The sequence below is a fragment of the Sodalis sp. RH22 genome, from assembly GCF_047324165.1.
Classification (GTDB): Bacteria; Pseudomonadota; Gammaproteobacteria; order Enterobacterales; family Enterobacteriaceae; genus Acerihabitans.
Map to the genome: position 1 here is coordinate 1,311,802 of NZ_CP178731.1, position 21,102 is coordinate 1,332,903.

General features: G+C 57.3%; 17 protein-coding genes. 7 read left to right on the forward strand and 10 right to left on the reverse strand.

The genetic code is table 11. From position 1 onward, the window contains the following. Nucleotides 1–813: a putrescine export ABC transporter ATP-binding protein SapF gene (gene sapF, locus ACL2XN_RS05950; RefSeq protein ID WP_410015190.1), complete on the forward strand. Its 813-nt coding sequence runs from the start codon at nucleotides 1–3 to the stop codon at nucleotides 811–813. A 183-nt stretch (nucleotides 814–996) separates the two neighbouring features. Further along, entirely contained in the window at nucleotides 997–1,785 is a 789-nt protein-coding gene (fabI, locus tag ACL2XN_RS05955; RefSeq protein ID WP_410015191.1) for an enoyl-ACP reductase FabI, read from the forward strand. 1,065 nt (nucleotides 1,786–2,850) lie between these two features. Here fabI and ACL2XN_RS05960 read toward each other — a convergent pair. Continuing rightward, on the reverse strand, nucleotides 2,851–3,753 hold the full coding sequence (locus tag ACL2XN_RS05960) for a LysR family transcriptional regulator (RefSeq protein ID WP_413730472.1): 903 nt from the start codon (nucleotides 3,751–3,753) through the stop codon (nucleotides 2,851–2,853). Between the two features lie 111 nt (nucleotides 3,754–3,864). Then, a complete protein-coding gene (locus tag ACL2XN_RS05965; RefSeq protein ID WP_410015193.1) occupies nucleotides 3,865–5,463 on the reverse strand; it encodes a PTS transporter subunit EIIC in 1,599 nt (532 codons plus the stop codon). Nucleotides 5,464–5,737: 274 nt separating this feature from the next. Between ACL2XN_RS05965 and ACL2XN_RS05970 the strand changes: the two genes are divergently transcribed. Then, nucleotides 5,738–8,044: an FdhF/YdeP family oxidoreductase gene (locus ACL2XN_RS05970; RefSeq protein ID WP_413730473.1), complete on the forward strand. Its 2,307-nt coding sequence runs from the start codon at nucleotides 5,738–5,740 to the stop codon at nucleotides 8,042–8,044. A gap of 148 nt (nucleotides 8,045–8,192) precedes the next feature. Next, on the forward strand, nucleotides 8,193–10,133 hold the full coding sequence (locus ACL2XN_RS05975; RefSeq protein ID WP_413730474.1) for an exoribonuclease II: 1,941 nt from the start codon (nucleotides 8,193–8,195) through the stop codon (nucleotides 10,131–10,133). 74 nt (nucleotides 10,134–10,207) lie between these two features. On the opposite strand, the gene ACL2XN_RS05980 is transcribed toward ACL2XN_RS05975, so the two are convergent. The 3 genes from ACL2XN_RS05980 to araD all read right to left on the reverse strand — a co-directional run bounded on the left by ACL2XN_RS05980 (nucleotide 10,208) and on the right by araD (nucleotide 14,465). Continuing rightward, nucleotides 10,208–11,812, reverse strand: a complete 1,605-nt coding sequence (locus ACL2XN_RS05980; protein WP_413730475.1) for a TcdA/TcdB catalytic glycosyltransferase domain-containing protein — start codon at nucleotides 11,810–11,812, stop codon at nucleotides 10,208–10,210. A 408-nt stretch (nucleotides 11,813–12,220) separates the two neighbouring features. Beyond that, nucleotides 12,221–13,237: a 2-keto-3-deoxygluconate transporter gene (kdgT, locus tag ACL2XN_RS05985; RefSeq protein WP_410015197.1), complete on the reverse strand. Its 1,017-nt coding sequence runs from the start codon at nucleotides 13,235–13,237 to the stop codon at nucleotides 12,221–12,223. A gap of 532 nt (nucleotides 13,238–13,769) precedes the next feature. After that, nucleotides 13,770–14,465 (reverse strand): L-ribulose-5-phosphate 4-epimerase, encoded by a 696-nt coding sequence (gene araD, locus ACL2XN_RS05990; protein WP_413730476.1) that lies wholly within the window; start codon nucleotides 14,463–14,465, stop codon nucleotides 13,770–13,772. A 235-nt stretch (nucleotides 14,466–14,700) separates the two neighbouring features. On the opposite strand from araD, the gene osmB reads away from it, so the two are divergent. Continuing rightward, entirely contained in the window at nucleotides 14,701–14,919 is a 219-nt protein-coding gene (gene osmB, locus ACL2XN_RS05995) for an osmotically-inducible lipoprotein OsmB (RefSeq protein ID WP_410015199.1), read from the forward strand. Between the two features lie 159 nt (nucleotides 14,920–15,078). On the opposite strand, the gene yciH is transcribed toward osmB, so the two are convergent. From yciH to ACL2XN_RS06015, 4 genes are all read right to left on the reverse strand, one after another. Continuing rightward, complete coding sequence (gene yciH / locus ACL2XN_RS06000; protein ID WP_410016553.1) at nucleotides 15,079–15,405, reverse strand: stress response translation initiation inhibitor YciH; 327 nt, start codon at nucleotides 15,403–15,405, stop codon at nucleotides 15,079–15,081. Further along, nucleotides 15,402–16,127 (reverse strand): orotidine-5'-phosphate decarboxylase, encoded by a 726-nt coding sequence (pyrF, locus tag ACL2XN_RS06005; protein WP_413730477.1) that lies wholly within the window; start codon nucleotides 16,125–16,127, stop codon nucleotides 15,402–15,404. The genes yciH and pyrF overlap by 4 nt, the downstream gene beginning before the upstream one ends. A gap of 100 nt (nucleotides 16,128–16,227) precedes the next feature. Further along, on the reverse strand, nucleotides 16,228–17,397 hold the full coding sequence (gene lapB, locus ACL2XN_RS06010) for a lipopolysaccharide assembly protein LapB (protein WP_410015201.1): 1,170 nt from the start codon (nucleotides 17,395–17,397) through the stop codon (nucleotides 16,228–16,230). Between the two features lie 6 nt (nucleotides 17,398–17,403). Next, the gene (locus ACL2XN_RS06015; RefSeq protein ID WP_410015202.1) at nucleotides 17,404–17,709 is read right to left on the reverse strand and encodes a LapA family protein; all 306 of its coding nucleotides are present in this window, start codon (nucleotides 17,707–17,709) and stop codon (nucleotides 17,404–17,406) included. Between the two features lie 291 nt (nucleotides 17,710–18,000). On the opposite strand from ACL2XN_RS06015, the gene ACL2XN_RS06020 reads away from it, so the two are divergent. Both ACL2XN_RS06020 and ACL2XN_RS06025 read left to right on the forward strand, forming a co-directional pair. Next, nucleotides 18,001–18,945 (forward strand): sugar-binding transcriptional regulator, encoded by a 945-nt coding sequence (locus tag ACL2XN_RS06020; RefSeq protein ID WP_410015203.1) that lies wholly within the window; start codon nucleotides 18,001–18,003, stop codon nucleotides 18,943–18,945. A 76-nt stretch (nucleotides 18,946–19,021) separates the two neighbouring features. Further along, complete coding sequence (locus ACL2XN_RS06025; RefSeq protein WP_413722796.1) at nucleotides 19,022–20,050, forward strand: helix-turn-helix domain-containing protein; 1,029 nt, start codon at nucleotides 19,022–19,024, stop codon at nucleotides 20,048–20,050. On the opposite strand, the gene ACL2XN_RS06030 is transcribed toward ACL2XN_RS06025, so the two are convergent. Beyond that, nucleotides 20,004–21,059 carry an alpha/beta hydrolase family protein gene (locus ACL2XN_RS06030; protein ID WP_413730479.1) on the reverse strand — a complete coding sequence of 352 codons (1,056 nt, stop codon included), beginning with the start codon at nucleotides 21,057–21,059 and terminating at the stop codon, nucleotides 20,004–20,006. The genes ACL2XN_RS06025 and ACL2XN_RS06030 overlap by 47 nt on opposite strands. Nucleotides 21,060–21,102: the final 43 nt, after the last annotated feature.

Genomic DNA, 21,102 nt, shown 5'->3' on the forward strand with positions numbered 1-21,102 from the left:
ATGGAAACCCTGCTGGAAGCGCGCAACCTGACTAAAACCTTCCGCTATCGCACCGGACTCTTTACCCGCCATCAGGTCGAGGCGGTTAAACCCATCAGCTTTATCCTGCGCGAGGGCCAGACGCTGGCGATTATCGGCGAAAACGGCTCCGGAAAATCGACGCTTGCCAAAATGCTGGCCGGCACGCTGGCGCCCACCGCCGGCGAGCTGTTTATCGACGATCACCCCCTGACCTTCGGCGATTACCGCTACCGCAGCCAACGCATCCGTATGATTTTCCAGGACGCCAGCAACGCCCTCAACCCCCGGCAGCGCATCGGGCAACTGCTTGACGTGCCGCTGCGGCTGAATACCGATCTGCCCGCGTCCGAGCGCGAGCGCGCCATAGACAAAACCCTGCGCCAGGTTGGTCTGCGTCCCGATCACGCGTTTTATTACCCGCATATGCTGGCGCCGGGGCAAAAACAGCGCGTTGGCCTGGCGCGGGCGCTGATCCTGCAGCCTAAGGTTATCGTGGCGGACGAGGCCCTGGCTTCGCTTGATATGTCGATGCGCTCGCAAATCATCAACCTGATGCTGGAACTGCAGGCCAAACACGGCATCGCCTATATTTATGTTACCCAGCATCTGGGTATGATGAAGCATATCAGCGACCAGATTATGGTGATGCAAAACGGCGAGGTGGTGGAACGCGGCAATACCGCCGATGTTTTGGCCGCGCCGCTCCATGACCTGACCAAACGCCTGATAACCAGCCATTTCGGCGAAGCGCTGACCGCCGACGCCTGGCGGCGCGACGGGGTTATCGCCTGATCGCGCACCTGGCCTGCGCACGCCGGGGCGCGTCACGTCACGCTGGCACCGGCGGGGTCTACACCTCCCCCGGCGATATATGTTACACTTCGCCGGTTTATCAACGTCGAAACGCAGCGTCGCCGGCGTCATGCCATACAGACGCGGCGCGCGCATGTAATAATGATCACAAGGATTAATGCTATGGGTTTTCTTACCGGTAAGCGCATTCTGGTCACTGGCGTGGCCAGCACCCGTTCTATCGCATTCGGTATCGCTCAGGCGATGCACCGTGAAGGCGCCGAACTGGCGTTCACTTACCAGAACGACAAGCTGAAGTCGCGGGTGGAAGGTTTTGCCGCCGAACTCGGCTCCAGCATCGTACTGCCCTGCGACGTGGCCGAAGACGCCAGCATCGAGGCGCTGTTTGCCGAGCTGGCCAACGTATGGCCAAATTTTGACGGTTTTGTGCACGCCATCGCCTTTGCCCCCGGCGACCAGCTGGACGGCGACTATGTCAACGCCGTCACCCGCGAAGGCTTCGCCATTGCCCACGATATCAGTTCCTACAGCTTTGTCGCCATGGCGAAAGCTTGCCGCCCTATGCTGAACCCGAATTCCGCGCTGGTGACCCTCACCTACCTGGGTGCCGAACGCGCCATTCCTAACTATAACGTCATGGGACTGGCCAAGGCATCCCTGGAAGCCAACACCCGCTATATGGCCAATGCCATGGGCCCGCAGGGCATCCGCGTCAATGCCATATCCGCCGGCCCCATCCGCACCCTCGCGGCATCCGGCATTAAAAACTTCAAGAAAATGCTGGCCCACTGCGAATCGGTCACGCCGATCCGCCGCGTGGTCACCATTGAGGACGTGGGCAATACCGCCGCGTTCCTGTGCTCCGATCTCTCCTCAGGCATCACCGGTGAAGTGATCCACGTGGACGGGGGCTTTAGCATCGCCGCCATGGGCGAACTCGACGCCGAATAAAACCAGGCCCATTCTATGGCATGGCATGCCGTAAGGTTTGTGTCGCCTCGTGCGAGGGGTCGCTGGCGGCGTGCTTGTAAGGTTTATGTCGCCCCGGCGAGGGTTTCGCGGGCGGCGTGCTTGTAAGGTTTATGTCGCCCCGGCGAGGGTTTCGCTTGCCATGCGTTGAGCTGTATATGTAACGCCGGGTGCCGGCAAGCGACAAGGCGGCCGTTTCGCGACGGCCTCCTTGACCTCCGCGCGCCCGGCAGGTCGCGCGTCGCTGCGCGATGCCTTCCGTCACCCATGCCCCCGTTATGCACCGGCCCGGTTTGCGCTCCCAGCGCAACCGGGCCTTTCGCCGCTCCCGGCGGCTCATGCCGGGGTCACAGGCAACGTCAGCGCGCTTTATGCCGGGACCTGCGTCGCTGTTGGCAATGCACATTAAGAAGCGATAGCAGCGCTGTTGCTTAGGATCGGATCGGGCGTCAAGATACGGTTAACTATTATGAAAGGCCATTGGCATAGCGAAATATCAGGCCCACAAGTGAGACATAAATATTCACCTCATAGCACTCAGCACCCACCTCTTAGTTCTTAGTCCTTAGTTCTTAGTTCTTAGTCCTTAGTTCTTAGTTCTTAGTCCTTAGTTCTTAGTTCTTAGTTCTTAGCTATTGGATATTGGCATTTAGCCGTTGGGAATTAATATCCTGCCCATGGCGATTGGGTAAAATCAGAACTGTTTTTTCCCGGTAGGTGCATAACCCATATAACCTCAAAGCGCTATTTTGCCAACAGGCGATGGTGTTGACGTTGTGCCGGCATAGAGTGCGCCGGCAGCGCACATCTCGGCTGGATAAGCCGCCGGCAGCGGCGAAAGCCCGGTTGCGCCGGGAGCGCTACCGGGCGGTCCAATAGCCGGGATACGGCGCTGCCGGGGACCGCGCAGCGGCGCACGATCTGCCGGACGCGGGGAAATCCTCACCTGACTACCATAAAGCCCGGCCGCAAGCCGCCAGCGAAATCCTCGCCTGACTACCATAAAGCCCGGCCGCAAGCCGCCAGCGACACCCCCACCACCGTGCCCTAATTGCGTTGCGCCAGCCACTCCCGCGCAAATTCAAACAACGTCCTCGCCAGCGGCGTCGCCCGCCCGGCCTCCGTAATCACAATCGCGCTCTGGCGCTTCATCACCGGCAGGCTTATCAGGGCCGAACGCAACTCAGGCGTCATCCCCGGCAACAAATGCCCGCGCGGCATCATCCCGCAGCCCAAGCCGGCGAACACCCCCTGCAACAACTGGAAAATCGACGCGCTCTCCAGCCGGATATGCGGCCGCAGCCCGCCGGCGCGAAAATGCTCGTCAAGATAACGCCGGAAATAACGACTCGGCTCGGCCAAACACAATGGCAACGCCGCCACCTCCGCAAGCGTCAGGGTACGCCCCTCGGCCAACTGCGGAAAATGCCGCGGATGGAATACCAGCTCAACGCCGCGATCGGCAATGGCGGCCACCTGATAATGCAGCTCGGCCAGCAGCCCCAGTTCAAAAAAACCGATCCCAATATCCACGCTATGATTGGTCAGCGCCTCCAGCAACGGATCGGCGCTCAGCACCGTCACCTGGAACTCCAGCGCGGGATACTTCAGACGCGCATCATACAGCAGCTGCGCCAGCGGAATACCGCACTGCGGCACGATACCGATACGCAACGTCCCCTCCAGCCCCTGCTTAAGAGACTCCACGTCCAGTTTCAGCCCCTGGTACACCGACACGATTTCCCGCGCCCATGTCAGCACCCGCTCCCCCTCGGCGGTAAAGCCCTGAAAACTGTTGCCGCGGTGGATCAGGGCCACGCCCAATTCACGCTCCAGATTTTTCAGACGGGCGGACAGCGTGGGCTGGCTGACAAAACTGGCCTCGGCGGCGCGGCCGAAATGGCGTTCACGCTCAAGGTTACATAAATAGATAAGCTGTTTAATATCCATAGATTCTGACTGGCGGGGGCGCAGGAAACCAGTATAACATCATCGCGCCCGATGCCATGCCGGAACAGGCCGCGCCGGCGGCCCGCCTCCGGCAATAGCACCGGACGGCCCTCAGGTATTCACGCCCAGCGAGGTCTTGACGTCCTGGGCGATTTTTTCCACCTGCGGCCCATAAATAACCTGGACATCATTAGCGCTGACGCGCTTCACGCCGCTGGCGCCGGTCAGCATCAGCGTGCGGTCGATCACCAGGCGCATATCCTTCACCCGCACCCGCAGACGGGTAAAACAACAATCGACGTCAGCGATGTTCGGCTGGCCGCCCAAGCCGGTGATAATATTCCCGGCGCGCTCATCGGCGCTCACCGCCTTACGCGCCGGTTCCTCCACTTCCTCGGCCTCGCGTCCCGGCGTTTCCACCCGCATGCGGATGATGACCAGCCGGAAAATATAATAATAAAGAGGAAAGTAGATTACCCCCAGCATCACCGGATACCACCAGTGGGTTTTCGCCCCGCCCAGAATGCCGAAAACCACCAGATCGATGGCGCCGCCCTGCACGTTGCCGATCATCACCTGCAGTATATCCATCAGCATAAACGACAGGCCGCTCAGTGCGGCGTGCAGCAAGTACAGCACCGGCGACACGAAGATAAAGCAAAACTCCAGCGGTTCGGTAATGCCGGTAGTGAACGACGCCAGCATGCCCGCCATCATCAGCGCCTTGACGCGTTTTTTATGTTCGGGACGTGCGCAGTGATACATCGCCAGGGCCGCGCCGGGCAGGCCGAACATCATTACCGGGATCTTGCCCTGCGCCAGGAAACGGGTGGCGTCGCGCACCACCTGATCGCTCAGCAGCCCGGGATGGGTCAGCGCGGTATTAAAGATATTCAGCGCGCCGACGATGGTCTGGTTATCCACCGTCGTCATGCCGCCGATGGGGGTAAAACGCACGGTCTCGTTAAGAATATGATGCAGGCCGGTCGGGATCAGCAGGCGTTCGCCGAAGCCATATAAAAACATACCGTACTGGCCGCTTTTGCCAATCAGCTGGCCGACCCAGGCAATGCCCGCGCCTACGGTGGGCCAGATAAACGACAGGCCGAGCCCCACCAGCGGCAACACCACCACCGTCACGATAGGTACAAACCGTCGGCCGCCGAAAAAACCGATCGCCGTCGGCAATACCTGGGTATAAAAACGATTATGCAGCGCCACGGTGATAAGCCCGGCGATCACCCCGCCCAACACGCTCATGTTATAGGTAAAAATACCCAGCATCGGAATAAATTCGGCGGAATAGACCAACGCCGCATTCTGGGCCATGCCGTGCGCGGTCAAGGCCGGCACCGTTGTGGTGGCGGCGGTCAGGCCCTGCGCCGCCAGGCTGGCGCTGACGCCGACATGCATGGCGATAAACCCGATCACGGCGGCGAACGCCGCGGTGGGTTTTTCCGCCTTGGCAAGGCCAATGGCGCTGGCCACGGCGAAAAACAGCGGCAGATTGGCGAACACGGCGCCCGCCACCTGGCGGATAAACCCGATAACCAGTTGCGGATAATGCAGATTGGCGAACGCCTCGCCGGTAACCGCCGGATTCTGCATTGCCGCCGCCAGCCCGAGGAAAATACCGGCGGCGGCGATAACCGAAATCGGCATCATTAACGCTTTGCCAAATCCGTGGATTTGGCTGGCTAGGTCTTTCATACGGGGTAATCTCGTTGTGTCATCAAGAGGTTAATTATGCGTCAACCTGCGCCGCCGTCAGCCCGCAACGCGGCCCGATGAGCGGAATTTAGAGCGGGATCACAAATAACCACCCCCTGACCGCCCCCGCGATCGCCATAGTTCCGCTCTATGCTGCGATAACCGCATTCGATTAGACGCAACATACCGAACCGCTTAAACTTAACTTCATAAGAGCAAGGCGTTAAAGATTATTTAACATTCAGCCCGTATCATTCACCTGCGAATACCCATAATGAAATTTAAACCTGCGATAAAACCCTATACCGGCGCCGCGGGCGGCTGGGGCTCCCTGGAAGCCACCACCCGTTATGTCTTCGACAGTAAACAAGCCTTTAAAAATATCCGTAACCTGTTGCGGGTCAATAAATCCAAAGGGTTCGACTGTCCCGGCTGCGCCTGGGGCGACGACAATACCAGTACCTTCAGTTTTTGTGAAAACGGCGCCAAGGCGGTCAGTTGGGAAGCCACGCGCAAAGGGCTGGACGCGGCTTTTTTTGCCCAACACAGTGTCAGCGCCCTGTATCGGCAAAGCGATTATTTCCTCGAATACCAGGGCCGGCTGACCCAGCCGCTGCGTTACGATGCCCAGACCGATCGTTACGCGCCGGTAAGCTGGGAAGACGCGTTTGCCCTGATAGCGCAGCATCTGCGCGCACTGGACCATCCCAATCAGCTGGAGCTTTACACCTCCGGGCGCGCCAGTAATGAAGCCTCCTATCTTTACCAGCTGTTCGGCCGCATGTTCGGCACCAACAATTTTCCCGACTGCTCCAATATGTGCCACGAGGCCAGCGGCACCGGCCTGAAACACAGTATCGGCGTCGGCAAGGGCACCATCCACCTCAATGACTTCGAGCAGGCGGACGCCATTTTTGTCTTTGGCCAGAATCCGGGCACCAACCATCCGCGCATGCTGCACAGCCTGCGCCACGCCGCCGACCGCGGCGCCAGTATCGTCACTTTCAATACCCTGCGCGAACGCGGCCTGGAACGCTTTGCCGACCCGCAAAACCCGTTGGAACTGCTGACGCCCAAATCAGGACGCATCAGCTCGCGCTATTTCCAGCCCAACCTGGGCGGTGATATGGCGGCGGTGCGCGGCATGGTCAAGGCATTGCTGGAAACCCATCGCCGGCGCCTGGCGGACAACCAGCCGGGGCTGTTTGCCGCTGACTTTATCCAGGCGCATACCCAGGGTGTAGAAGCCTACCTGGCGGCGGTGGACGCCACCACGTGGGAGCACATTACCCGCCAGTCCGGCCTGAGTGAACAGCAGTTGCGGGAAGCGGCGGACATCTACCGCCGGGCCGAACGGGTGATCTGCACCTGGGCGATGGGCGTGACCCAGCATAAACATTCGGTGGCCACGGTACGGGAAATCGTCAACCTGCAGCTGTTGTTCGGCCAGTTGGGCAAGCCGGGTGCCGGCCTGTGCCCGGTACGCGGCCACAGCAATGTGCAGGGCAACCGCACCATGGGCATTGATGAAAAGCCCTCCGCCGCCATGCTCGACAGCCTGGCGGCGCATTTTGACTTCACGCCGCCGCGCGCGCCCGGCCACAGCACCGTCGAGGCGCTGGAAGCCATGCTGCGCGGCGAAATTAGGGTGCTGATTGCGCTCGGCGGCAACCTGGCGGCGGCGGCGCCCGATAGCGCGCGCACCGAGCAGGCGATCCGGCGCTGCGCCCTGACGGTGCATATCGCCACCAAACTCAACCGCAGCCATTTGATTACCGGCGCCGACGCGCTGATCCTGCCGACCCTGGGCCGTACCGAACGGGATATGCAGGCCACCGGCAGCCAGTACGTCACGGTGGAAGATTCCTTTAGCATGGTGCATGCCTCGGAAGGGGTAAACCCGCCGATCTCCGGGCTGCAGCGCTCGGAAACCGCCATTGTCGCCGGCATCGCCCACGCGGTGCTCGGCGGCGAAAAAGTCGACTGGCCGCGGCTGGCGGGCGATTATAATCTGATCCGCGATCATATCGAGGCCACCCTGCCCGGGTTTGCCGATTTTAACCGCCGCTGCGAACAACCGGGGGGCTTTTACCTGGGCAACGCCGCCGCCGAACTGCGTTTCAACACTCCCGACGGCAAGGCGCATTTCAGCGCCGCCGCACTGCCGGACACGCTGTTCCCGCAAATCGGCGCACGGACGGCGCCTTTTACCTTACAGACCCTGCGTTCGCACGACCAGTACAACACCACCATTTACGGTATGGATGATCGTTATCGCGGCGTTTACGGCCAGCGGGACGTGGTGTTTGTCAATCCGGAGGATCTGGCGACGCTGGGACTGGCCGACGGCGACCGGGTGGATATCGAAACGCTATGGCACGACGGCGTCGACCGTAAAGTCTGCGGATTCAAGGCGATAAGCTACGATATCCCGCGCGGCAACCTCGCCGCCTATTATCCCGAAACCAATCCGCTGGTGCCGCTGTCAAGCTTTGGCGACGACACCCATACCCCGACCTCCAAATCGGTGCCGGTGCGTTTGGTACGCAGCCCGGTGGCCGCCGACGCGCGCATTATTTAATCCCGTTTTCGCCGCTCAGCCCGCCCGCCGTCCGCGCGGGCGGCTTTTTTCATCGGCAAGCGGGTGGTTATACTTGCCGCCGCCGGCCGATTCGCGTAAAACTGTCTGCCGTTATTGAAGCCTTTTTACCTTCTTATTTCTGGACATTATGTTTCAAGATAACCCGCTGCTCGCACAGCTAAAACAGCAACTTCACTCTCAGACGCCGCGTGTCGAAGGCGTGGTCAAAGGCACTGAGAAAGGGTTTGGCTTCCTTGAAGTCGATGCTCAAAAAAGCTATTTCATTCCGCCGCCGTTCATGAAAAAAGTCATGCACGGCGATCGGATCACCGCCACTGTGCGCTCTGAAAAAGACCGGGAAATTGTCGAGCCGGAAGAACTGGTGGAGCCGTTCCTGTCGCGCTTTGTCGGCCGCGTACAGCTCAAGGACGACCGCCTGTCCATCGTGCCGAACCATCCGCTGATCCGTGAAGTCATCCCCTGCCGACCGGTGCGCGGCGTGGAGCATGCGTTCCAGACCGGCGATTGGGCGGTGGCGGAAATGCGCCGCCACCCGCTTAAGGGCGACCGGCAATTTTATGCCGAGATCACCCAACTGGTGACCGTCGGCGACGACCATTTCGCCCCCTGGTGGGTCACCCTCGCCCGGCATAACCTGGAGCGCGAGGCGCCGCCGATGCCCGCAGGGCTGGTGCTGGACGACGACAACCTGCCGCGCGAAGATTTAACCGCGCTGGATTTTATCACCATCGACAGCGCCAGCACCGAAGATATGGATGACGCGCTGTACGTCGAGGCGGGCGAAGGCGACGCGCTGGTGATGACTATCGCCATCGCCGATCCGACGGCCTATGTCAAGGCCGATAGCAAGCTTGACCTGATTGCCCGGGAACGCGCGTTCACCAATTATCTGCCGGGATTCAATATCCCGATGCTGCCGCGCGATCTGTCCGATAATGTCTGTTCGCTGCGTCCCAACGAACGCCGTCCCGCGCTGGCCTGCCGCGTGGTCATTAACGGCGATGGCTCGCTTGGCGACGAACCGCACTTTTTTGCCGCCTGGATCGAATCCAAGGCCAAGCTGGCCTATGACGATGTCTCCGACTGGCTGGAAGCGGAAGGCAACAGCGCATGGCAGCCCGGCAATCCGGCCATCGCCGGACAGATTCGGTTGCTGCAGCGCGCCTGTCTGGCCCGCGCCGCCTGGCGTCAGGCTCATGCACTGGTCTTCAAGGATCGTCCCGATTATCGTTTTATCCTTGATGGTAAAGGCGACGTATTGTCCATACAGATTGAACCGCGGCGCATCGCCAACCGCATGGTCGAGGAAGCGATGATCGCCGCCAACGTCTGCGCCGCGCGCGTGCTGCGCGACGGCCTGGGGTATGGCGTGTACAACGTGCATAACGGCTTTGACGAGACCCTGGTGGATCAGGCGGTGGCGATCCTCGCCGCCAATGATGTCGAGGCCGACGCCGCCACCCTGCTGACGCTGCCGGGCTTTTGCGCCCTGCGCCGCCGGCTGGACGCCATGCCGACCTCCTACCTTGACAGCCGCGTGCGCCGTTTCCAGACCTACGCGGAAATCAGCACCGAACCCGGCCCGCATTTCGGCCTGGGTCTGGACGCCTATGCCACCTGGACGTCGCCTATCCGTAAATACGGCGATATGATCAACCACCGCCTGCTAAAGGCGTTGATAAGCCAGGGCAGCGCCGTGCGGCCGTCGGAAGAGATTACCGTGCAGATGTCCGAACGCCGCCGCCTAAACCGCATGGCGGAACGTGATGTGGGCGACTGGCTCTATGCCCGTTACCTGGCGGGTAAAGCCGGCAGCGATACCCGCTATAGCGCTGAAATCATCGATGTCTCGCGCGGCGGCATGCGCGTGCGGCTTATTGAGAACGGCGCGGTGGCGTTTATCCCGGCGCCCTTTATCCACAGCGTGCGCGATGAACTGGTGTGCAGCCAGGAAACCGGCACCGTGCAGGTGAAGGGCGAGGAGCGCTACCGCCAGGGAGACACCATTGAGGTGACCGTGGCGGAAGTGCGCCAGGAAACCCGTTCGGTGATAGCCCGCCCGGTTTGATGGCGTAATAATTCAGGGAGGCTTACGCCTCCCCGGTTGGTTTGATAAACAGATGGGACGGGCAGTATTTGCCGTCAGATGTCAGTGATCCAGCCATGCATGGCGGGAGCGATCCAGTCACCCGTGTCGTTATTTTTTTGCGTCCATCTACCCATAGGATGTTCCACGCGGCCACCCTTACCATTTTCATCTGCAATCCATTTACCAAACGGGTCCTCTATTTTCCCAAAAATATCAGTCTTAATGAATTTCCTAACACTGTGAAAACCATTTTTGGGGTCTTGCTGTAAATTAGCAGGTATAAGATCACCCGGTTTTTCATTGTTCAGATATAAGAAAAGTAATAGGGGTCCCGTAAAAATTAAAGTACCTGTATATCTCACCAGCGCTCGTTCCCGCTTAAGGCCCCATGTGATATTCGCAAAATCGGCATCATCGCTGAATAAATTTCTATTATAATTACTCAATGCTTCCAGTCGTTTATTTTTCTCTGTTTCATCTAACAGATTTAATGCTTCTAACTTGGCTGATCCATTCAATTTTTCTTGCGTACGTAAAATTTCCCTAACTTTTATTTGTGCGGTTAGACTGTTGTCGCCAGAATAACCACTCCAAAAATGCTTAAAAAAATCCATGAATTTTGTTTTATTAGGTCCCAATGTAAACTCTTTGCCTGTGTAAACAGCTTTTATTGCTTCCAAGAGAAAATTGATATCCTTGGCGTCTTTAAGGGCAGCAATAACACCGTTGATTACACCCACCTTAAAATCGTCATCAGACGTAGTCACACTATCATATTTGAAGAGTGAATCTACCGCAGGTTGCCCAAACTGATTATCAATTAATATGTCGCCCAAAGATTCGCTCAAAGCAATGTCAACATCCATATAGATACCGCCAAAATCCCTGAGTACGGACAAGCGCAAAACATCAGACGCCGCTGCGTAATTCTTATAGGGGGTATCCGCGCATTCTCTTAAAATTATAGCTTCAAGTTCATAGGGTGCCGAGTACCTCAAAATCTCAACACGAGCAAAGATCGCTGATGTTAATCCGACGGTCATCAGTTCCGAGTGCGTGCGCTTAGGATTATCAACCCATAGCTTAATGACATAATCAGGATTTAAGTCTACATTTCGTACAAGATTTATCATCGCTTCATAAGGAAGAGGTGCGTCACCCAACCAAATATGATGGATAATTTTTGGGATAACAAAACAGAGTGGATTGTTACTAAGGTCAAGATGTTGCAGCGAACCTGCGGATTGTGGTTTTATTTTAATGAAGTTATCCGCTAAATATAACTCTTCCAATGATGATCCCGACGCAATTGCGGGAAACGTCATAAGCCTGTTATGGCTGGCTTTAAGTATTTTCAATGTATCTGGAAAAGAAGGCAATGTTTTCAGTACATTATTACCAACATTGAGCTCTTCGATATGCGGTGGTAAAACCGGCAGACTGGTTAAGTTAAGACCGCTTAAATTCAACGTCACGCTGCCCGTCTCGATGCAGTTTTTTATTATGTCAGCCGCTATATCGCGACGTTCCCCAAAGCCGTTCCGGGCTTCACTTTTCCACAGGTTCAGTGCCTGATAATAATCGCCCTTCTCGCCAAAATCAGTGCTTTCATGCCGTAATGGAAATAATTCATTGGAGATATATGATAAGGTAATCAACTTTTTTATCCATAAAAAAATAAAAAGAAAAAAGTCCATTAAAAATCGGCTTTCTGTTTATGATAAAAGAATGCAGGTAATAAATAATGTTACTCTTACTATACTTGCGCAGTAGATTTAAAATCCGGCAGATAATAACAAAATCCATCACGAATATTTCAATATAATATAAACAAGGTGGATTTAAGTACCTGGGTTTTATTCTCAAACCGACACTCGCACCACCCGGCTAAACGGAATGTGGGCGACTCGCCTGCGCCTGTATACGGCTAACACCGGAAAAAACGTTGTCGTATCTCCGGCATTTTATTTTGCCCCATAAGCAAAAACCCCTACTCGTTGGGTGTCCAACTTTCGGGGTTTACTTCACCTGCGGGGATTTTTATTTGCTACTGCTCATCGTCAGCGTTATCTTTCGGCGGCATTGGATTTCAGCGCGGCCTGCGCGGCCAGTTCTTCATCCATCAGGCTGACATGGCCTTTTCTCACGCGTTTGGAATACAGCGCGGTGATAATCGGCACGAGTATTGAGGTAACAATCACCGAGGTGGCCACCAGCGCGGTTGCCGCCGGCGCCATCGGCTTAAAGGCCGGCACCATTTCGGCAATCAGCACCGGCGTGGCCACCGCGGCCCCGGCGGAACTGGAGGCGGCAATACCCGCGGTACCGTCGCCGCCACCGATAAACTTATCGGCCAGGATCAGCGGAATACCGGTGATGATGATAACCGAAACGCCCAGCAGCACGCCCAGCAGGCCGGTTTGCGCGATGACGTTCAGGTTAATGGTATTGCCGAGTGCGAAGGCGAAGAACGGGATCAGCGTCTGCACCGCTTTGCTGAAGAAATCCCGCAGCTCCGGGTCCAGGTTGCCCAGGGCAAACCCAATCAGGAACGGCAGCACCGCGCCGACGAACACATGCGGCTCGAAAGAAGCGATACCGGCGGTGCCCAAAATAATCATGGTCATCAACGGGCCGGATTCCAGCGACATCAGGACAAATGCCCCCGACTCTTCCTTAGTGCCGTATTGCTGCATTATGGAGGCGTACAGCCCGCCATTGGTCATATCCATGGAGGCGACCAGCGCCAGGGTGGATAAGCCGGCAAAGAAGCCGATTTCCACGCCGTTGGCCGGCAGTAAACGTGACGCTACCGCGGCGACCACCCAGGCAACGGCGATTTTGGTTACCACCAGCGTACCGGATTTACGCAAAACGGTGCCGGTGGCGCTGAGTTTAATTGACGCTCCCATGCAGAAAAACCACACCGCCAGAATAGGCACGGTGCCGGAGATCAGGCCGTTGGTAAATGATCCGAAATATTTACCCGCGTCCGGGGCAAAAGTATGACATAACGCGCCGATAAATAACGGCACGAGCATCATACCACCAGGGATTTTGTCAATTGCACGTTTGATTTGCATCGTGATTCCACCTAAGTTCGAAGTATTCCCATGAGTCGTAGGGCGCCGTTCCGTGGCCATGCCCCATTCATTGACGGGGTCAGTTGAGCGTTAAAGTAACCGGTTACATCCTGTAATACAGTGATCTGGAGCATAAAATGAAACAATGTTTCTTTTTTAAAAGAAGATCATTTTAATTGAATGGATATAAGGTTTCAAAATGAGATGAAGATCACGTTTCCGCCATCGTTCTGGTAAAGATAACTATCTGCCAGTCGGCGCGGCAAGGCGTTGCGCCTGGTGGCGCGGGTTTCCCGGGCTAAGTGTAGACAACGGCGCGGCGCTGCGCATCAATAACACCAGGGAGGGGAAAGCATGGCGCTTGACAAAAAGCCTGAGGAGAATATTTAGCCGAAGTGAAAAATAATGCGGATTATATACGTATATAAAACAATAATTATTATATTAATTAATTTAAATACAATAATGATAACACCCACTCCGCCAATGGTTAATTAATCACCAGGGACTAAGCGGGTGTCGTAAAGCAGGGCTATTGACCGTAATAGGCATTCTTGCCATGTTTACGCAGATAATGCTTATCCAGTAATTCCGGCTGCATGGCCGGCAGTTGCGGCGTCAACTGACGCGAGAATATACCCATATAGGCCACCTCCTCCAACACCACGGCGTTATGCACCGCCGTATCAGCATCTTTGCCCCAGGCGAACGGACCGTGGGAGTTGACCAGCACGGCCGGGATGGCGGTGGGTTCGATGGCGCGCGTTTTAAACGTTTCGACAATCACGCGGCCGGTTTCCCATTCATAACGTCCCTGGATTTCCGCATCCGTCATCAAACGGGTGCAGGGGATGGCGCCATAAAAATAATCCGCATGGGTGGTGCCCCAGGCGGGGATATCCAGGCCGGACTGGGCCCAGATGGTGGCATGGCGGGAGTGGGTATGGACAATGCCGCCGATGCCGGCGAACTCAAGATAAAGCACCCGGTGGGTATCGGTGTCCGATGACGGCTTTTTGCCGCCTTCGACCACGCGCCCGGTCTCCAGCTCCACCACCACCATATCGTCGCGGGTCATGGCTTCATAACCGACGCCGGAGGGTTTGATCACCATTAGCCCCTGCCCGCGATCGACCGCGCTGACATTGCCCCAGGTGAAGGTCACCAGATGATGGCGCGGCAAAGCCAGATTGGCCGCCAGAACCTGTTCTTTTAATTCGTTAAGCATTGTGTTGTCCTCAGAAACGCCATGAGGACATTGTCCCGGCAGCCGGACGCCACCGGTATGGTCAAAACGGCTGAAGATCCGGTTGTCTTCTGCTATTGCCCCGTTTTAGCGTGCCCTGACCGGTCCGCTTTCGGCCCCGTCATAGCGAATGACTTTATTTATAGCAATACAAGCTAAACAACCGAGTCGGTACTATAATAAATACTTATTATTGACACCTATGGAGAAGTTGACGATGACGAATAATTCAACAAAACGTATTGCCGCCGCAGTATTAGCGGTCACCCTCGCCTTGTCGCTAAGTTCCTGCTCAAACTGGTCAAAACGTGACCGTAACACCGCCATCGGCGCGGGCGCCGGCGCCCTGGGCGGCGCGGTGCTCACCAATGGCAGCGGACTGGGCACGGTAGGCGGCGCCGCGGTCGGCGGTATTATCGGCCATCAGGTTCATTAATACCCTCACGGACGGGTAAAGCTTCATCCCCCATTGAGGGACGCGTTCCCGGCGCCGTCGGCGCCGGTATGACCGCCGTAGTCAGGCGCGCGTGCTTGGCGTGCCCCTCGCCACCCGCCGGCATCACATGCCGCCGCGCATCACCGTCATCCGCCGATGCTAGCCTCCGGCCAGTTTTACCTTCAGTCCCTTCGCTTCCAGCAATTGTTTTAACAACTCCCGCTTATCGCCCTGGATTTCGATAACCCCTTGTTTAACCGCGCCGCCGCAGCCGCATTTTTTCTTCAGCTCGGCGGCAAGCAGGGCCAGGGCGTTATCGTCCCCCGCAAGCCCGGTGATCAGGCAAACGCCCTTGCCTTTCCTGCCGCTGGTCTGGCGCTGGATACGTACGATACCGTCCCCGGCGGGGCGCGGAGCGGTCTGTGGCGGGTCGTCGATGCGCCCGCGGTCGGTGGAATAAACCAACCGGCTGTTGTCGTCCATCAGGCTTCTCCCGTTTGCAATTGGCGTAAAATGGCCTGCAGCGCGGCGGCCGGATCGGCGGCTTGGGTTATGGGGCGGCCGATGACCATATAATCCACCCCGGCGCGCCGGGCCTGCAGTGGCGTCATGATGCGCCGCTGATCGGAGGCGTCGCTGCCCTGCGGGCGTATGCCCGGCGTCACCAGGCGAAAATCGCGGCCGAAACGGGCTTTAAACGCCGCCGCCTCCATGGCCGAACAGACCACGCCGTCCAGATGGCAGCGTTGCGTCAGCTCGGCCAGGCGGCCGGCATAGTCGGCAGCGGTATAAGGAATGCCCAGGCCGGCCAGATCCGCATCGGCCATGCTGGTCAGCACGGTGACGGCGATAAGCAGCGGCGCCTGGTCGCCATAGGGCGCAAGCGCCGCTTTGGCCGCGCTCATCATACGCTCGCCGCCGCAGGCATGGACATTTACCATCCACACGCCGAGCTCCGCCGCCGCCGCCACTGCCTTGGCCACGGTATTGGGGATGTCATGGAATTTCAGGTCGAGAAAAACATCAAATCCCCGGCGCCGCAGTTCGCGCACCAGCTCGGGGCCAAACCGGGTAAACATTTCCTTGCCGATTTTCAGGCGGCACTCGCGGGGGGAAACCTGGTCGGCAAAGGAGAGCGCCTGCCCGCGGTCGGCATAATCCAGGGCGACGATCACCGGCGAGGGGGTTGATATAAGATCGCTTGTCATGACGAGAACCTTTAATAATGTAATGCCTTAGCGGGGCAGCCTTGATTTATGGCGATATGTTACCTGCCGCCGGGACAAATGCCTAGCCGTCAAGGCCGGCTTATTGCTCGTCGAGGCCGCGAATCGGCTTGATGGAGGCCCAGGATTTACAGGAAGGGCAATGCCAGTAAAGGCTGTGGGAGGTAAAACCGCATTTTATGCAGCGATAGCGGGGTTTGGTGCGGATTTGCTCGCCGACCATATCGCGCAGCACCTGCAGGCTCTCCTTGGCCCGGCCATCTTCCGCCTCGTTAAGATGGAAATCCATCAAGCGGTGGAACATGCGCATGGTGGGGTGCTGGCGCAGCTGTTGGTTGATATAGATCTGGGTGACCTCGGTGCCATCGTTTTGCTCAATGACGTCGGCCAGCAGCAGTTCCGCCGCCGCGCCGGTATTGAGCTCGACGCAGCGCCGCAGGTAATCGGCCCAGGCCTGCGGCTGATCCAGATGCTGGTAGCAGGTCTGGAGGATCGGCAGGGTTTCGCTGACCATCTCTTTATCCTGATCCAGCACCCGTTGCAATACGGCCACCGCCGCCGGGTAATCCTCCCGCGCCATGAAAATACGCGCCATCATGATGGACACCCGCGCACAGTTCTTATCGGCCGCCGCGCCTTTTTTCAGCAACGCCATGGCTTTGTCCAGATCGTCGCTGCCCATGGCCTGCAGGGCCAGTTCGCAATAAAAATGGGCAACTTCGATGCGCCGGTGATCCTTACCCAGCTTGACCAGCTTTTCGGCCGTTTCTATGGCTTTGGTCCATTCGCTGGTGGCTTGGTAAATTTGCAATAATTGCTGCAAGGCGCCGGTGCGGAAGTCCTCTTCCTCGATAAGCTGGTTGAACATTTCCTCGGCGCGATCGTAAAAACCCGCCGCCATGTAATCCCGGCCCAGTTGCTGGATGGCCAGCAGGCGCTGTTCAAAACTCAGGGCGGTGCTTTCCATCAACGCCTGGTGAATGCGGATGGCGCGATCCACTTCGCCGCGCGAGCGGAACAGGTTGCCCAGCGTCAGATGGGCCTCCACGGCGTTACTGTCTTCCTTGAGCATATCCAGGAACAGGTCCACCGCCTTATCCTGCTGGTTGGACAGCAGGAAATTGACCCCGGCGACATATTCGCGCGACAGGCGGTTGGCATCCTGTTGTTTATCCTGCTGCGCGCTCCTGCGCCCCATGTACCAGCCGTATGCGGCCGCCACGGGCAACAACAGAAACAGCAGCTCTAGCATAACCGGTTATTCCTTCGCGGCTGTGGGTACGGTCGTGGCGATGTCGGCGCCGGCCGCCGGCCGCTGCTCCAGACGCTTGATTTTGCGATCGGCGCGCAACAAGGCCAGACGCACGCGCAGATAAAACAGGCCGCAGATCACCCAGCCGAGGATAAATCCCATCGCAAACAGGACCGTCAGCAACGTAGATACCCGGTATTGCCCCTGGGCCAGTAAATAATTAAAGGTCACCACCTGATCGTTATGGGCTCCAAAGGTGAAAGAAATAATAAAAATCACCAGAACCAGCAAAAATATCAGAGCATATTTCACATTTTTTCCCGCAAACCACGTTATTCGGATGGGCCGCGTCCATAAACCGGCGCCAAGATGGTATAAATTAGCATTTCCCGCGTTACGAAGGAAATGCTGTAGACAACATAACGGCATTATCTGTTGCCGACCTTCCTGGAAACCGTCTGCGCCTGCCCGATTCATGAAGCCGGTCTTAAAACTATAGGTGCCGCCGGCAGAAAACCCAACCGCAAGATCATGCACAGCTTGTTATTTATTCAGTTATGCATAAAAATGTAAGCATGAAAGGGACCCGTTGGAGAACGCCGCATGTCCAGACAAGACGAACAGCGTTTATTGGTTAAAATTGCGACGTTATATTACACGGAAAATAAAAAACAGGCGGATATCGCCGCCGCCCTGCATTTGTCGCAATCCTTCGTTTCCCGCGCCATCACCCGCTGCATCAAGGACGGCGTGGTGAAAATCAGCGTGGTGCAACCGCCGAATATGTTTATGGGCCTGGAGTCGGCCATCCAGCAGCGCTACGGCATCGACCAGGCCATCGTGGTGGATGTGCCCGATAACGCCGGGGCGCAGCAAATCAAGCAGGCCATCGGTTCCGCCGCGGCGCATTATATGCAGACCAGCATCCGGCCGGACGACCTGGTGGGCATTTCGTCGTGGAGCAGCACGCTGCGGGAAATGGTGGACAACCTTCATCCTCTGGCGGTCAAGGCGAGCGGCGTTATCCAACTGCTGGGCGGTGTCGGCCCCAACGGCAACGTTCAGGCCACCCTGCTCACCCAGCTGTTGGCCGATCAGCTCAACTGCAAGGCCTATCTTTTGCCGGCGCAAAGTATCGAGCGCTCGGTGGAGGACCGTATGCGGCTGGTCAACAGTAGCGAGGTGGCGGATGTGGTGGCCAAGTTCGGCGAGGTGGACGTGGCGCTGGTCGGCATCGGCGCCCTGGAGCCGTCGCAGCTGTTGATGAATTCCGGCAACTACTATCACGAAAAGATGCTGCGCCTGCTGGCGGAGCGCGGCGCGGTGGGCGATATCTGCCTGCATTATTTCAACGCCCGGGGCGAGGCGGTGCTCGAGGACGACGAGGATCCTGTCATCGGCATGCCGCTGCCGCAGGTGCGGCAATGCTCGCGGGTGGTGGCGCTGGCCGGCGGACAGGAAAAGGTCGCCGCGATTAAGGGCGCGCTGGAAGGACGGTATATTGATGTGCTGATAACGGATCGCCTGGTGGCGGAACAGCTGGTATAGCCCGCGGGCGCGTCATTGCCCCGTGGCCCGATGTGTGTAAATATTCCCGGTAACTTTCTGTTGTGGTGCCGCTGCCATGCTTTCTGTTCCCTTTCCCGTTATTACTGTATCCGCGCTGCTTTTCTTACTGGCACTGGCGCTGTTTCCTAAAAAACAACGCCACGGCGGTACGCTACGTTTCCTGGTTGCCTGCATAGTCCTCCTGTCTGTAAGTACGCTGCGCTGGGAATATCATTCCGCCATGCTGAGGAATATCCAGTCGGGGCTGGCGCTGCTTTTGCCGCCTGTCGCCTGGCACAGCTTCATCTCAATGACTGAAATCAACAGGCAACGTCATTGGCTACTGCTGTTCGTCCCTGCAACCCTCGCCTTTTTTATCAGGATATTCTGGCCGGCTGCGACAGATTTTATCTTGTTTATGCTATTTGCCGGCTACGGATGCAGCTTGTTGCGTATGGCATGGCAGGGAGAGCATAACTTCACGCTGAGCCGACTGGGCGAGTCATCGCATACCACAAGGATGGCTTTTTTCGCCGGCTGCTTCCTGTGCTTATCCGCGCTGACAGATCTTGCGGTGTCATTTGACTTCAGCATCACCGGCGGCAAACAGGCTCCTGTTATGGTTGTTATTTTTCAGGTCATGCTGCTGCCGCTTATCGGGGCTGCCATTGTCAGTGCAAGAAGTACGGCGGCGCTATCCGGATCGGCTGCCCGGGAAGCAACGCCACCTGCACGCGCCGTGTTACCCGCGGGAGAACTGGCGGGACTATATCGCCTGCTGGAGAAACAGGTGCGTGAATCGCAAATCTACCTCAATCCCGATCTCACACTCAGTCTTCTGGCCAGGAAAACAGGGGTGCCCGCGCGGCAGCTTTCAGGTGCGGTAAATGCGATAAGTCAGTGCAACGTATCGCAGTGGATCAACGGTTTCAGGGTTGAACGGGCAAAGGAACTGCTGCTAAGCACCCCGATGCCCGTTACGGATATCATGCTGGAGTCAGGATTTATGACTAAATCTAATTTTAACCGCGAATTTCAGCGGGTTTCCGGCGTGTCTCCTACGGTGTTTCGCCAGCGGGCGCATGATAATCAAGCGACGCATTGAGAAATGCACTGATCTTACCCACCAGCGCCTGATGAATACCAGACCTGCTTGCTCCGCTACCGTCCCGGCAGACGATGCCATCGCCAGGGGATTCTTCATTGATAAGCGTTTCAGCGCCGGGCTTGCACAACGACATAAAACTGAAATGGGTAGCCCCATCAATGATGTCGAATTGTCTCCATTGCGGACGCATTGCGGCGGCAAGGTACCCTGATTCCTCTTCGGCTGGCAACGCCGCCAGCTGGTCCATCCGGGCCGCGAGGATCAGGACAGGCAGGCTAATATCATGCAGACTGTGGGGGGTAAACCCGGGGGCCAAGCCGAGATCGAGAGACACGACGGCTCTGATTCTTGCATCCCGGTGATCTGCAGATAATTTTTCCTGCGACAGCGCTTCATCGATGCCCAGCTTGTCCGTTAACCGGCAGTCGCCCCGTTGTGGGTGTTGCCGGCAGTCGTGCAAAAACCGGGCAGGGTCAAAGCGTGCCCCCGCCAGCGACATGACGGTCCATCCTCCCAGGGAATGCCCCAACGCGGCAATCCGGTCTTTGTCCGTTGTCCCGAACAGTCCGGGAGAGTGAATGACTAGGTCGATAACCGCACTAAGATCGCGCGGACGCCGCCACAGCTGTTTAGCGTCTGCAGGATTCTGATTAAAGGTGGTGGTCCCCGGATGATCCGGGGCGGCGACAATATATCCCTGCGCCGCCATGGCCGCGGCAATCCAGGACAAATTCCGCCAGTTGCCATTGTAACCGTGTGAAATAACCAGGAGAGGGTGTGCGCCTGGCGCGGGCGGCGCATCGCGGATGACGGCAACGCCGATGAAAGCGGGATTATCCCCGGCCGATTCCGTTATTCCCGCGGAAGAAACCGGATACCACACCGCCACATTCAGCGCGTCCCCCTTCTGGTCCGACAACGGTAGCTGACGAAAGCCCGGGGCTGCTTGCACCTGTATACACAACAGCAAAGCAGACAATAAAAGAAACCCTCTGATGAACATCATTAATGACCCTGCGGTGATGAAATTGTGCCGCAGTTATATTATG